The sequence below is a fragment of the Marinitoga okinawensis genome, assembly GCF_055387075.1.
On sequence record NZ_AP042422.1, the window covers coordinates 584,689 to 598,400 of the forward strand.

The window sequence follows — 13,712 nt, forward strand, 5'->3', positions numbered from 1 at the left end:
TTTATTATGTCAGGACATAACAAGTGGGCAAATATAAAACATAGAAAAGCTGCACAGGATGCCAAGAGGTCTAAAATTTTCACAAAGCTAATTAGAGAATTAACTGTAGCTGCTAAAGAAGGTGGAGCAGATCCAGAATCAAATCCAAGATTAAGAACTGCTATTGAAAAAGCTAAAGAAGCAAATATGCCAAAAGATAAAATTGAGGCATCAATAAAAAAAGGTGCTGGTGGAACTGAAGGAGATGCATATGTAGAGATAATGTATGAAGGATATGGTCCTGCAGGAGTAGCTATAATAATGAGAGCTCTTACAGATAATAAAAACAGAGCAGCTCAAGAAGTAAGACATATTTTATCAAAACATGGTGGAAGTTTAGCAGAAAGTGGAGCAGTTGCTTGGAATTTTGAAAGAAAAGCTATGATTACAGTTCCTAAAGAAGAAGTTTCTGATTTAGATGAATTTATGATGGTAGCTCTAGATGCTGGTGCTGAAGATGTTATTGAAGAAGACGAAATACAAGTTATAGCTTCACCGGATGATATGGCACAAGTTAGGGATACTCTAAAAGATATGGGGTATTCAGTAAAAGCTACTTTAACTTATATTCCCAAAACAACAGTAAAAGTAGCAGGTTCAGATGCTGAAAAATTATTAAAACTTCTTGATGCATTAGAAGATAGTGATGATATTCAAGAAGTATTTGCGAATTTTGAAATTGATGATGAGGAAATGGAACGTTTAGCTCAAAATATGTAATTTATAAGGGGCTTTAGGCCCCTTGTTTTTAAAAGGTGATTTATGAAAAAAACGTTGATATTAATATTTCTAATATATGGAATTTTTGTATATAGTAATAATATGTATGTTTCGTATACAAATAAAGGAGAAATAAAATTAGATTATAATTATAATTTTGAAGCAACTAACCTGTATGTTGCTAATATTGATTTTTATATTGAATCGAGTAATGAAAGTAATAATTATATAAAGGTACCTGGAATAAACGAAATTTTAAATTACTTAAAATTTTATCAACCTGGATTTAGTATAAATTATAGATATAAAAATAGTATATTTAATGATCCAGATTATTTTCTATGGTTGAAAGATTCTTTCATTTTATCTTTTTCAAATGTTTTTTTTAATAATCCATTATCTTATAGTGTTTCTAATGGAATGATTGGAATAAATTTTAAGAGTAAAAATAGTAATTATTTTTATTGGATAAATTTATATGACTTTTCTGAAACATCATTAGGATATTATTATGGAAATCGCTTAAAATTTGGTTTTTTTTCAAATACATTAAGTAAAAAATATGATTATGGAATTTTTATGGTATTTGGTAATAATATAATTACATTATCCAAGGAAAAATTTTATGCTATTTTTATAAATAAAAATATTTATGCTTATTTAAATTTCAAAAATAATGAGAATGATATAAGAAATTCCTTTTTTTATATGAAAGGAAATAAATTTGAAATCAATATACCTATTATAAATAATGATATTCTTTTTATGATTAATTCAAATAAAAGTATTGGAATTAAGTTTAATTTTAAATTTTAGGAGGATTATTATGGATGAAAAAACTTTATATTCTTCACCATATGATGATAAGGAATATGTATGGCTATTAGATAATATTGCTAAACATTTTCAACTTGATTTAAGAGGTTATAAACAACATAGGGTTAGAAGAAGAATTGATATGATTATGAGAAAATATTCTTATAAAAGCTATAAAGATTATTTTAAAGATCTGAAAATGAGTAATAAATTATGGGATGAATTCTTAGACAAACTAACTATTAATGTAACAGAATTTTTTAGAAATCCTGAAAAATGGGATTATTTAAAGAAAAAAATATTACCAGAAATTTTAAAAAAAAGCGGCACAAAAACAAAAATATGGAGTGCAGGTTGTTCTACAGGTGAAGAACCATATACCCATGCAATATTATTAGAAGAGTTAAAGGCACCTAAAAATATAAAAGTGCTAGCTACAGATTTAGATAAGTTTGTAATAGAAAAAGCCAAAAAAGGTATATATAATGAAAGGTCTTTAGTTAACATTCCTGAGGATATAAGAAAAAAATATTTTAGAAAAATAGATAAAGATAAATATGAAATATTGTCTTTTGTTAAAATGAGAGTTACGTTTAAACAACATAATCTTTTAATGGATTCCTTTGAAAAAAATGTAGATTTAATTTCTTGTAGAAATGTTGTTATATATTTTGATATGGATGCAAAGAATGAATTATATAAAAATTTTGCAAATTCATTAAAAAAAGGCGGAATATTATTTGTAGGATCTACTGAAAGGATTTTTAATTATAGAAGTTTGGGATTAGAAGTAATAGAACCATTTTTTTACCAAAAAGTGAGTGATTGAATTGGATTGGTTGATTCCATTTATACTAATATTTGATCAAATAACAAAGAAAATTGCTCAAGAATATTTAAATGGAAAAACAATATCTATAATAGGAGATTATTTTACATTATCGTATGTAACAAATACAGGTATAGCTTTTGGTATGTTTCAAGGACATCCTTTTATAATGGGAATTGTTGCAACGTTTGTTGTTACGGTGATTTATATTTATAGAAAAATCCATTTGAGGAGAAATAAATCATTTTTATTTGATTTAGCCACAATATTTATTATAGGTGGTGCTTTAGGGAATATTTATGATAGAATAAGAATCGAATATGTAGTTGATATGTTTAGTGTAAAATATTTTTCGGTTTTTAATGTGGCAGATTCTTTTGTTACAATAGGAGGAATTTTACTGGCTATTTATTATTTGAATTTAAAAGGGAGTAAAGATTCGTGGAAGAAAACTTTCTAGTAACCAATAGAGAAGATGGATGGAGATTAGATAAATATGTAGTTGAAAAGGTCCCGGACTGGATTTCAAGAAATTACGTGCAAAAAGCTATTAAGCAAGGGCAAATAATCGTTAATGGTAATTTAAAAAAGCCTTCATATAAAGTAAAAAATGGAGAAATTATATCTATTGAAGTTCCAGATAAACCACCTGTAATAGAAGTATTGCCAGAAAATATTCAGTTAGATATATTATATGAAGATAAAGATATCATAGTAGTGAATAAACCACCTTTTATGATTGTTCATCCGGTATATAATAAAGTCAATGGGACATTAGTAAACGCATTGCTATATCATTGTAAAGATTTACAAGGTATAGGTGGAGAAATAAGGCCGGGAATTGTTCATAGATTAGATAAAAATACATCAGGAGCTATAGTAATAGCAAAAAATGATTTAGCTCATCAATCATTGAGTAAACAATTTAAAGAAAGAAAAACAAAAAAAAATTATATTGCTTTAGTGAAAGGTATATTAAAAAAGAAAGCTGGAGAAATAAATGCGCCAATAGCAAGGCATCCGAATATAAGAATAAAAATGGCGGTTGTTCCAGGAGGTAAAGAATCAATAACTGCTTATAAAGTTATAAAGGAATTTAAAAATATATCATCATTAGTTTGGATTAGATTAAAAACTGGTAGAACGCATCAAATAAGAGTTCACTTTAAGTATATAGGACATCCATTATTGGGTGATGAAGTATACGGAAATCCTTCTGGAGATTATAAATATGATATTAGTAGGCAGATGTTACACGCTATAAAACTTGGATTGTATCATCCAAGAACAAATGAATGGATGGAATTTGTAGCTCCAATTCCGCAGGATTTTAAAAGCGCAATTATAAATTTAGATAAGGTTTCCAGAAAGTATAAAAGAGACAAAGACTCAAAGATTGTTTGATTTCATAAAGAACATTATTTTATAATTTCCTTTATTTTAAGACATGTAATCAAGCTGTCTGAGTGATTTTGTCTTTTTGGATATTCCAAACTTAGAAAAAGAATGAAAAATATAACAGAAAATTAACATACTCTTGTTATATATTAAAAAATATTGTCGTAAAATAAAGCGCGAGGTGTTTTGTATGTTAAATGATAAATTAAGAGATCCTAGATTAATTTACGATCTTGATAAAATAGAAGAAAAAGAAAACTTTGCTTTTAGTTTAGAGTGGGAAAAAATAGATACCCCTGAAGGAGTGTTTAATATAGTTTCTCCTGTAGATGTTGCTTTCTCGATAGAAAAAAATTCTGAAGGTTTTATAATAAAAGGAAATGTTTCTTTAACAATAAAATTAATATGTTCGCGATGTCTAAAGGAATTTGAACAGCCTATTTTAGGAGAAATAGAAGCTTATTATATTGATGAAAAGTTGCAATATTTATATACAAAAAGCGAAAAATTGGAAAGCCTAGATAATATTATATTTTTTAATGAAAGCAAAGTAGATATAACTGATAGAATAATAGAATCAATCTTAATGGAAATTCCAGATAAACCATTATGTAAAGAAGATTGTAAAGGTTTATGTCCAGTATGTGGTATTGATTTAAATGAAAATCCAAATCATTCTCATGAAGAAGAGTATATTGATCCAAGAATGGAAAAATTATTAAATTTATTTAATGATGAGGAAAAATAATAAATTTTAGGAGGGATTATAAATGGCTGTACCTAAGCAAAAAACATCCAGAGCTAGAACACACAGAAGAAGAGCTGCAAATTTATACAAAGCAGTTAAGGTAAATGTAGTAAAATGTCCAAATTGTGGAGAACCAAAGCTCCCCCATAGAGTATGCTTGAACTGTGGCTACTATAACGGAAAACAAATATTGGAAATAGGAGATTAATAATGAGTAAAAAAGCCAAAATAGGCTTGGATTTATTTGGTGGAGATAACGCGCCCAATTCTAATTTAGAGGGCGCGATTTTTGCTTTAAAAAATAACTTTATTGATGAGTTGTATTTAATTGGGGGAGAAAGAAGTTTAGAAAAGGATATTCCAAAAGAATTGATCGATAGAGTTAAATTTGTTGAAGCAGAAAATATAGTTGACAACCATACAAAACCTACAGAAGTTTTAAAATTAAAGAAAAGTTCGATATATGTAGGTAATGAAATGATGAAAAAGGGTAAATTAGATGCTTTTGTAAGTGCGGGGAGTACAGGAGCACTATTAGCTGCTGGGACTTTTATTACAGGTAGAATAAAAGGAATTGATAGACCCGCATTAGTTATTCCATTACCAGGAAAAGGTGGGAAACCAAGGGTTTTAGTTGATGGAGGAGCGAATGCTGAATTAAAACCTGCGCATTTTATATCTTTAGCCAAAGAAGGAATAGCTTTTGCTAAGTTTCTTGGTATAAAGAATCCTAAAGTTCAAATATTAAATATAGGAACAGAAGAAAGCAAAGGGTCAAAGCTTGTAAAAGAAGCAGCAGAGTATTTAAAAAAAGATGAAAGAATAAATTATGTTGGGTATGTTGAAGGAAGAGATATTTTTGAAAAAGATATTGACGTAATTGTTACTGATGGTTTTACTGGAAATACAACATTAAAAACAATAGAAGGAACAGCTTATTATATATTATCTGAATTAAAAGAAAAAATATCTAAAGGTAATATTTTAACTAAAATAGGTGCTTTAATGATGAAAAAAACATTGTATAGTTTAAAATCCAGTTTAGATTATAGACAATATGGCGGAACTTTTTTCTTAGGGATTAATGGTATTTTGATTAAAGCACATGGTTCATCAGATAGTGAAGCTATTTCAAATGCATTAAAAGTAGCTAAAAAAGCAGTTGAGGAAAATATTGTGGAAAAGATAAAAGAATTGTTGTAGGAGGTAATTGTGATGTGTGGAATTGTGGGATTGGTAGGGAAAAAAGATGTAAAAGTAAAAGATATTATTAATGGATTACAAAAATTAGAATATAGAGGATATGATTCATCTGGGATAGCTTTTTCTCAAGAAGATAATATAGAATTGATAAAAACAACAGGAAAAATAGAAAATTTAAGAAAAGAATTAGGAAATGAGATAGATAATAACATAAACATAGGAATAGCTCATACAAGATGGGCAACACACGGTGGAGTAACAGATTTAAATGCTCATCCCCATACTGATTGTACAGGAAAAATAGCATTAGTCCATAATGGGATAATAGAAAATTTTCAAGAGTTAAGAAAAGAATTAATAGAAAAAGGACACAAATTTAAATCAGAAACTGATACAGAAGTAATAGCTCATTTAATTGAAGAATATTATAACGATGATTTGTTTGAAGCGGTATTAAAAGCAATAAAAAGATTAGATGGTGCATATGCAATAGGTGTAATACATTCTGAAGAGAAAAAAATAGTTTCAGTAAGGAAAGGAAGTCCTTTAGTAGTAGCATACAATGATGATTATGCATTATTAGCATCTGATATTACTCCAATAATAAAATATACAAAAAATGTATATTTTATGAACGATAATGAAATGGCTGTATTAGAACCAGGGAATATAGAATTCTATAATATAAATGGTGAAAAGATAAACAAAGATTCAGTATATATAGATTGGGATGAAAAAGCAGCAGAAAAAGGTGGATATGCTCATTTTATGTTAAAAGAAATAAATGAGCAACCAGATGCATTAAAAGCAGCAATTGCTGGAAGAATAAAAAATGGAGAACCAATAATAACAGAAATAGATAATTTAAAAGAATTTATAATAAAAAAATTAAGGAAGATATTTATAGTAGCTTGTGGAACAAGTTACCATGCTGGTTTAACCTTTAAATATTTTATGAATAGATATTCGAAAGTAGATGTGGATATAGAAGTAGCTTCAGAATTTAGATATATGAATCCTCATGTGGATAAAAATACATTAGTGTTAGCAATATCTCAATCAGGTGAAACAATAGATACATTAGAAGGTATAAGAATAGCAAAAGAAAAAGGAGCAAAGGTAATAACAATAAGTAATGTATATGGGTCAACAATCCCAAGAGAATCTAATGGTGCAATATATATGAATACAGGGCCTGAAATAGGAGTTGCGGCCACAAAAACATATACAGCTCAAATAGCAATATTATACGCATTAGGTGCTAAAATAATAGAATTAAGAGAAGGTTTAGATGAAGAAATAAAAGATATATTAAAAAACATAGAAAAAATGCCAGAATTATATGAAAAAGTATTAAAAACAAATGAAAAAATAAAAGAATTATCAAGAGAATATGTGAGTTATCAACATATGATGTATATAGGCAGGGGATTTGGTTATCCAACAGCATTAGAAGGAGCATTAAAATTAAAAGAAATAAGTTATATACATGCAGCAGGATATCAAGCCGGAGAATTGAAACACGGACCAATAGCATTATTAGACGAACAATTTCCAGTATTTGCTATAATTCCTAAAGATTCATTATATGAAAAAATGAAATCTAATTTAATGGAATCTAAAGCAAGAAATGCAAATATAATAGCAATAACAACAGAAGGAAATGATGAAATAAAACAATTAACAGATGAATATATAATGGTTCCGAAAACGCATGAAGCATTATACCCGTTATTAATGGCTCCAGTCATTCAATTGTTTTCATACTATGTTGCAGTATTAAGAAATTTAGATCCGGATAAACCAAGGAATTTAGCTAAAAGTGTTACAGTGGAGTAATGGAGGTGAAAATTAGTGAAGATAAAATCAGAAGAGGAAATTTTTGATTTGGTTAAAGAGTTAGTTAAAGTTTTAGATGAAAAAGATGGTATAAATATAAAAGTATTAGATATGAGGAATTCTCCTTTATTGATAGACTATTTTATTATAGCTACGGGTAATTCTGAAACACATATTAACGCATTAAGGGATAGTGTTGTAGAAAAATTTAAAGAGAAAAATCATGAATTATTATATTATGATAAAGATAAGGGATATGAATGGTTAATAGTTGATGGTGGTAGTATTGTAGTGCATATATTTACTGAAAAAGCAAGAGAATTTTATGATTTAGAAAATTTGTGGATAAATGCAGAAAGAGTTAATATTGATTTAAAATAACCTCACACACCGTTATGGAGTTTCCTCGGTGCCTGAAAAGGTCGGAAACATAGTGCGGTGGAGGTAAAAACCAAAAACTCGGAGGTGTTGGTATGGCAGTTATTAGTATGAAACAACTTTTAGAAGCTGGGGTACATTTTGGGCATAGAACAAGAAGATGGAACCCTAAAATGAAACCATATATTTTCACAGAAAGAAAAGGTATTTATATTATTGATTTGCAAAAATCTTTAAAAGCAGTAGAAGAAGCGTATGAATTTGTTAGAGATCAAGCTGCTGAGGGAAAAGTTATATTATTTGTAGGAACTAAAAAACAAGCACAACAAATTATTGCAGAAGAGGCAAAAAGGGCAGGAGCATATTATGTAAATAACAGATGGTTAGGAGGATTATTAACTAATTTCCCAACAATCAAAAAGAGAATTAAAAAGTTAGAAGAATTAGACGAATTCGTTAATTCTGAAGAATTTGAAAAAATGCCTAAAAAAGAGCAAAGTAAAATAAAAAAAGTTTATGAAAAATTAGATAAAAACCTTGGTGGTTTAAGAGGAATGAAAAAAATACCAGATTTATTATTCCTTATCGATCCTAGAAAAGAACAGATAGCAGTTGCAGAAGCCAATATGTTAGGATTGCCTGTAATTGCTTTAGTTGATACTAATTGTGACCCTGATCCAATAGATATTGTAATTCCTGGAAACGATGATGCAATAAGAGCAATAAAGTTAATAACATCAAAGATTGCTGATGCTTACATAGAAGGAAGAGAAGGAAGAATGGGTGAAGAAGAAGTCGTCGCATCTTCAGAAAACGAAGAAACTGTAGTAGATGCAGTAGAAGAAGTTACGAAGGCAAAAGTAGAAGCAGAAGAAAAATATGGAGAAATAGTTGAAGAAGACAAGGAGTAATTAGAAGATAATTAAATAAAAAAATTGATCCCGGGGTTATCTCCGGGATTTTATTAAATTTTGGAGGTGAATAAATGAAATTTTATATCAAGACATTTGGTTGTCAAATGAATGTAAATGAATCTGAAATCATGACGGGAGTATTAGAAAAAGAAGGCTTCGAATGGACAGAAAATCCACAAGAAGCAGATTTTATAGTTTTAAACAGTTGTGCAGTTAGAGAAAAGGCTGAACATAAATTATATGGCGCTATTGGTCAATATGAAAAGTTAAAGAAAAAGAATGAAAATTTAGTAATAGCTGTTGGCGGATGTGTTGCAGAAAAGGAAAGAGAAAATATTCTAAAAAGATTTCATGGTGTAGATTTTGTTTTTGGAACAAGAAATTATATGAATATAAAAAAAATGTATGATAAAGCTAAACAAGGAAAAAGGTTTTCTGATTTTTCAGATAATTTTGATAAAATCACAGCAGATTTACCAAAGCACCCATATAGTAAACATCATGGATGGATAAATATAATTTACGGATGTAATAAATATTGTACATATTGTATAGTTCCTTATACTCGACATTTCGAAAAGAGTAAACCTATAATAGATATTCTTAATGAGGTAAAATATTATAACGATAATAAATATAGAGAGATAACATTTTTAGGTCAAAATGTTGATTCTTATGGAAAAGATTTTGGAGATGGAAAGCCTAAACTAGATATTTTGATAAGAGAAGCTGCAAAATTTGATTCGATAAAAAGAATTTGGTTTTTAACCTCATATCCAACAGATATAACAAATAAATTAATTGAGGAGGTTTCAAATAATGCTAAAGCTGCAAAAAATTTTCATTTGCCAGTTCAAGCGGGGAGTAATAATATATTAAAAAAGATGAATAGAAGGTATACTCGAGAATTTTATCTTGATTTAATTGAAAAAATAAGAAAACAAGTGCCAAAAGTTACTATTTCTGGCGATATTATTGTAGGATTTCCTGGTGAAACTGAGGAAGATTTTATGGATACTGTTGAATTGATAAAAAAAGTTAGATATGAAAGATTGAATTTAGCAGAGTATTCCCCGAGAGAAGGAACCATATCGGCGAAATATTATGAAGATGATATACCAAAAAGAATTAAAAACAAAAGATTTCAATATTTAATGAATATTCAAAAACAAATTAATCATGAAGAAAATGAGAAATATTTAGATAAAATAGTTACGGTTATACAGGAAAATAAAACTAAAAGTGGTGCTTATATAGGAAGGACTATAAACAATAAAGTAATTATTTTTGAAAGTGAAGAAATTTTAGTAGGAAGATTTGTAAAAATAAAAATTAATAAAATATCAGCAGGGCCTTTATATGGAGAAATTGTAGCCAAGGAAAATGAGAAAAATTTTAATAAAATAGAGTCATATGTATAATAAAATATAAAATACAGCCTGATTTTTCAGGCTGTATTTATTATATATACTAAAAATAGAATAATAATATTTTTAAGTGTAATAATTAAATAAATTTTTCTTTTGAAAGAAATTCTTTAATAAAACTAATAAACTTTTCTCCTAAAATTGGATCAAATTTTTTTTCTAAATTAAATTTTATATATTCTATAGCTTCTTCTGGAGTTAATATACCAAAATGTTCAGATGTAGCCGTGTGAGTTGCAAGATCAAACCAATCAACAATACCTATAAATCTAGCTAAATAAGGTATTGATTCTCCTTTTAAATGGTCAGGATAACCGCTTCCATCCCAATTTTCATGATGATGCCTGACAACATCCATAGCATACCATAACTCTTTTCTGTTGGATAAAAAAATAGATCCTGCAACTGTGTGTTCCAAATCCCCTGAGTTTGACACTACTTTTGTAACTCAAATTCTCAAAAAGAGAAATAATAAGAAAAACAGCGATTGTTAACTTTTTGTAAAAAGAGAAATTAGCCACACACCTCCCTCTTTTTAGCTATTCATGCGTATTTTAGAAGTATTTTTCTTTAAATTCATCTAAATCCATCATTTTTTTAGGTTTTTCTATTTCTAATATTTTTAATATTGATTTTTGAAATTCATTTAAATTGGCTCTTAATGCAAATAATTTGTCTTTTAATCTTACTTCTGAATATTCCATATTTTTAATAGTCTCTCTAATTTTTTCATGTGAATAATCAATGTTATTTTTTTCTAGTTCTAATTCTAATGTTCTTTGCATTATGTAAGATATGAAACTCATTACTATATGACCTTTTATTCTTTTAGGAGTCCAATGAAATATAGGTCTTGTTTCTAGATAATTTTTTAATGTTCTAAATGTTTCTTCTACTTTCCATAATGTATGATACTGTTCTAATATTTGTTTTGGATTTAATTTAGTATTTGTCATTATTCCATAATATCCATCGTATTTTTCATCATTTTTTATTTTTTCATTATCTAATATATAATTCTGTTTATTTTCTTCTTTTAAATATTTTTTAGCTCCTCTTTTATTCATTGAATCTACATTATTATTTTCAAGCATTTTCTTTGCTTTTTCAATTAATCTAAGTCTATCTGCTCTATCTTTTTTAGCTCTTTCTTCTGAATATATTATGAGTAATCTATTATTATCGTATTGAACTTCTCTATATTTTATTCCTTTTGCTATTTCTATGAATTCTCCATCAAATATATTTACTTTTTTTAATTGTTTAATTGATTTACCTACTATGAATTCATAATTGGAATTTTCTACTACTTCTATATTTTTTTTACTCATCATTCCTCTATCTGATACTACTATTACTTTTCCTAATTGATATTCTTTTTTCATTGTTTCAACTGCATCTTTAAATGTATGTCCTTCAAATGTATTACCTGGATATATATCAAAACTCACTGGCATTTTATCTTGATCTATTGACATACCTAATACTATTTGTGATTCATTAAATTTCTTATCTTTTGAATATCCCATTTGTAATATCTCATTTGTTTGTTGTGTTTCAAAGGCTAATGTAGTTACATCGTAAAATACTAAATCTACTGTTGTATTAAACAAACTTATTCTTTGATTATACAAATGTTTTTCTATACCTTCTTTATTTTCTGCTAATACATCTAATGTTCTATACAACCAATGCAACATAACTTCATCTTTTTCTAATTCTTTTCCTTCACTAACTTCTACTGGTGTATATCCTAAATATTCTAAATTATTAAATATTCCTAATTTACTCCTCGGTTCTATTATTCTATTCATTACCATTATTTTTAACATCTCTTCTACATCATATGTTGTATTCATCTTCTCAAAATATCTTTTCATTTCATATCTGTCAAATATCTTATTTACTATTAATCGTATTCCGTAATTCTTTCTTGCTATTTCTTCCATTAAATCATCATCTATTTTTTCGTATCCTTCTATTTCAAATATCCTTAACAAACTATCTACAAGTTTAATTATATCTTTTTTAGTGTAATTATCAACATTTCCAAAATTTACCACTGTCTTTTGTTTAACCTTCTTACCTTCTCTTACACTTTCCATTATCCTTAAATATCTCTTACCTTTAACTTTTGATATTTTAGGATACATTATAATCATCCCCTTTTAGTGGTTGTCATATATATTATACCACTAAAAGAAGCTAAATAACAATATGTATAGTTAATTATATGTAACAAAAGTTAGCCACACATTTTTTCGACTTCCTGAAAAATACGCACCTCAAACCCGCATTCTACCGTCCTATTTACCCAAAAATCGCCATTTTTGTGTCAAAGTCAGGAAATAGAGTCATATGTATAATAAAATATAAAATACAGCCTGATTTTTCAGGCTGTATTTATTATATATACTAAAAATAGAATAATAATATTTTTAAGTGTAATAATTAAATAAATTTTTCTTTTGAAAGAAATTCTTTAATAAAACTAATAAACTTTTCTCCTAAAATTGGATCAAATTTTTTTTCTAAATTAAATTTTATATATTCTATAGCTTCTTCTGGAGTTAATATACCAAAATGTTCAGATGTAGCCGTGTGAGTTGCAAGATCAAACCAATCAACAATACCTATAAATCTAGCTAAATAAGGTATTGATTCTCCTTTTAAATGGTCAGGATAACCGCTTCCATCCCAATTTTCATGATGATGCCTGACAACATCCATAGCATACCATAACTCTTTTCTGTTGGATAAAAAAATAGATCCTGCAACTGTGTGTTCCAAATCCCATTCTTCAAGATCATAAATTCTTGTTTTAGAAAATAGCATTAATTGTTCAATTCCAATTCTTCCAATATCATGTAACATTGCTAAATCGTATATTAAATTTATCTCATCATCAGATTTTTTTAAATATTCAGCAAATTTTTTTGAATAAAATGCAACACGCTGGGTATGACTCATGCTACTTTTTTTATCTTCTACCTCAAATAATACAATTAAATTTTTGATAAATTCAGCAACTTCTTTTCTTTTTTCTTCCAACAAATATAATAAATCAAAAGGAGATTCATTGAAAAACTTAGAAAGGAGTTTTAATAAAATTAATTGAAAGTTTTCTGTTGAAAAATCAAGTTTGAAAAGATAATTATCTTTCTCGATTAAGAATAGTTGTTCACTTTCTAATAAAATATAAGTTTTTGAAGTATCCAATCTTTTATTAGATATTATTAATTCAGCATCATTATAATCATTAACATATTTGAAAAAGAACGAGTGTAATAAACCTTTAGTTAATTTTGTAGAATCATATAAATTATAAATTTTAAATGACATAAAATCCCTCCTTCTAAAAAATTATATCATATTTTAATAAAAAATTGACAAATTTTTCT

The 13,712-nt window shown here is 27.3% G+C and carries 15 protein-coding genes; 12 read left to right on the forward strand and 3 right to left on the reverse strand.

Going from position 1 to position 13,712, the window contains the following annotated elements:
• Positions 1-6: 6 nt before the first annotated feature.
• The 12 genes from ACZ5CK_RS02830 (at position 7) to miaB (ending at position 10,305) form a co-directional block, all read left to right on the forward strand.
• Positions 7-759: a YebC/PmpR family DNA-binding transcriptional regulator gene (locus ACZ5CK_RS02830; protein WP_464582397.1), complete on the forward strand. Its 753-nt coding sequence runs from the start codon at positions 7-9 to the stop codon at positions 757-759.
• Positions 760-801: 42 nt separating this feature from the next.
• Positions 802-1,575 (forward strand): hypothetical protein, encoded by a 774-nt coding sequence (locus ACZ5CK_RS02835; protein ID WP_464582398.1) that lies wholly within the window; start codon positions 802-804, stop codon positions 1,573-1,575.
• 10 nt (positions 1,576-1,585) lie between these two features.
• Positions 1,586-2,404: a CheR family methyltransferase gene (locus tag ACZ5CK_RS02840; RefSeq protein ID WP_464582399.1), complete on the forward strand. Its 819-nt coding sequence runs from the start codon at positions 1,586-1,588 to the stop codon at positions 2,402-2,404.
• 1 nt (position 2,405) lies between these two features.
• Positions 2,406-2,864 carry a signal peptidase II gene (gene lspA, locus ACZ5CK_RS02845; protein ID WP_464582400.1) on the forward strand — a complete coding sequence of 153 codons (459 nt, stop codon included), beginning with the start codon at positions 2,406-2,408 and terminating at the stop codon, positions 2,862-2,864.
• The gene (locus tag ACZ5CK_RS02850) at positions 2,846-3,808 is read left to right on the forward strand and encodes an RluA family pseudouridine synthase (RefSeq protein WP_464582401.1); all 963 of its coding nucleotides are present in this window, start codon (positions 2,846-2,848) and stop codon (positions 3,806-3,808) included. The genes lspA and ACZ5CK_RS02850 overlap by 19 nt, the downstream gene beginning before the upstream one ends.
• Before the next feature lie 184 nt (positions 3,809-3,992).
• Positions 3,993-4,550 carry a YceD family protein gene (locus ACZ5CK_RS02855; RefSeq protein ID WP_464582402.1) on the forward strand — a complete coding sequence of 186 codons (558 nt, stop codon included), beginning with the start codon at positions 3,993-3,995 and terminating at the stop codon, positions 4,548-4,550.
• Positions 4,551-4,572: 22 nt separating this feature from the next.
• Positions 4,573-4,758, forward strand: coding sequence for a 50S ribosomal protein L32 (gene rpmF, locus ACZ5CK_RS02860; protein WP_464582403.1), 186 nt, complete (start codon positions 4,573-4,575; stop codon positions 4,756-4,758).
• A 2-nt stretch (positions 4,759-4,760) separates the two neighbouring features.
• Positions 4,761-5,753 carry a phosphate acyltransferase PlsX gene (gene plsX / locus ACZ5CK_RS02865; RefSeq protein WP_464582404.1) on the forward strand — a complete coding sequence of 331 codons (993 nt, stop codon included), beginning with the start codon at positions 4,761-4,763 and terminating at the stop codon, positions 5,751-5,753.
• A gap of 12 nt (positions 5,754-5,765) precedes the next feature.
• Complete coding sequence (glmS, locus tag ACZ5CK_RS02870; RefSeq protein WP_464582405.1) at positions 5,766-7,592, forward strand: glutamine--fructose-6-phosphate transaminase (isomerizing); 1,827 nt, start codon at positions 5,766-5,768, stop codon at positions 7,590-7,592.
• Positions 7,593-7,607: 15 nt separating this feature from the next.
• Positions 7,608-7,973, forward strand: coding sequence for a ribosome silencing factor (gene rsfS, locus ACZ5CK_RS02875; protein ID WP_464582406.1), 366 nt, complete (start codon positions 7,608-7,610; stop codon positions 7,971-7,973).
• 92 nt (positions 7,974-8,065) lie between these two features.
• Complete coding sequence (rpsB, locus tag ACZ5CK_RS02880; protein ID WP_464582407.1) at positions 8,066-8,881, forward strand: 30S ribosomal protein S2; 816 nt, start codon at positions 8,066-8,068, stop codon at positions 8,879-8,881.
• Positions 8,882-8,955: 74 nt separating this feature from the next.
• Positions 8,956-10,305 carry a tRNA (N6-isopentenyl adenosine(37)-C2)-methylthiotransferase MiaB gene (miaB, locus tag ACZ5CK_RS02885; protein ID WP_464582408.1) on the forward strand — a complete coding sequence of 450 codons (1,350 nt, stop codon included), beginning with the start codon at positions 8,956-8,958 and terminating at the stop codon, positions 10,303-10,305.
• 85 nt (positions 10,306-10,390) lie between these two features.
• On the opposite strand, the gene ACZ5CK_RS02890 is transcribed toward miaB, so the two are convergent.
• From ACZ5CK_RS02890 to ACZ5CK_RS02900, 3 genes are all read right to left on the reverse strand, one after another.
• A complete protein-coding gene (locus ACZ5CK_RS02890; protein ID WP_464582409.1) occupies positions 10,391-10,747 on the reverse strand; it encodes an HD-GYP domain-containing protein in 357 nt (118 codons plus the stop codon).
• Between the two features lie 118 nt (positions 10,748-10,865).
• Complete coding sequence (locus tag ACZ5CK_RS02895; RefSeq protein WP_464581035.1) at positions 10,866-12,464, reverse strand: IS1634 family transposase; 1,599 nt, start codon at positions 12,462-12,464, stop codon at positions 10,866-10,868.
• A gap of 298 nt (positions 12,465-12,762) precedes the next feature.
• Complete coding sequence (locus ACZ5CK_RS02900) at positions 12,763-13,653, reverse strand: HD-GYP domain-containing protein (protein ID WP_464582410.1); 891 nt, start codon at positions 13,651-13,653, stop codon at positions 12,763-12,765.
• Between the last annotated feature and the right edge of the window lie 59 nt (positions 13,654-13,712).

Bases quoted from the DNA above. Each gene is read 5' to 3' on its own strand.
- plsX (WP_464582404.1), top strand. From the start codon at position 4,761: ATGAGTAAAAAAGCCAAAATAGGCTTGGATTTATTTGGTGGAGATAAC.
- miaB (WP_464582408.1), top strand. From the start codon at position 8,956: ATGAAATTTTATATCAAGACATTTGGTTGTCAAATGAATGTAAATGAA.
- ACZ5CK_RS02840 (WP_464582399.1), top strand. From the start codon at position 1,586: ATGGATGAAAAAACTTTATATTCTTCACCATATGATGATAAGGAATAT.
- ACZ5CK_RS02855 (WP_464582402.1), top strand. From the start codon at position 3,993: ATGTTAAATGATAAATTAAGAGATCCTAGATTAATTTACGATCTTGAT.
- ACZ5CK_RS02830 (WP_464582397.1), top strand. From the start codon at position 7: ATGTCAGGACATAACAAGTGGGCAAATATAAAACATAGAAAAGCTGCA.
- glmS (WP_464582405.1), top strand. From the start codon at position 5,766: ATGTGTGGAATTGTGGGATTGGTAGGGAAAAAAGATGTAAAAGTAAAA.
- ACZ5CK_RS02835 (WP_464582398.1), top strand. From the start codon at position 802: ATGAAAAAAACGTTGATATTAATATTTCTAATATATGGAATTTTTGTA.
- ACZ5CK_RS02895 (WP_464581035.1), bottom strand. From the start codon at position 12,464: ATGTATCCTAAAATATCAAAAGTTAAAGGTAAGAGATATTTAAGGATA.
- ACZ5CK_RS02900 (WP_464582410.1), bottom strand. From the start codon at position 13,653: ATGTCATTTAAAATTTATAATTTATATGATTCTACAAAATTAACTAAA.
- rpsB (WP_464582407.1), top strand. From the start codon at position 8,066: ATGGCAGTTATTAGTATGAAACAACTTTTAGAAGCTGGGGTACATTTT.
- rpmF (WP_464582403.1), top strand. From the start codon at position 4,573: ATGGCTGTACCTAAGCAAAAAACATCCAGAGCTAGAACACACAGAAGA.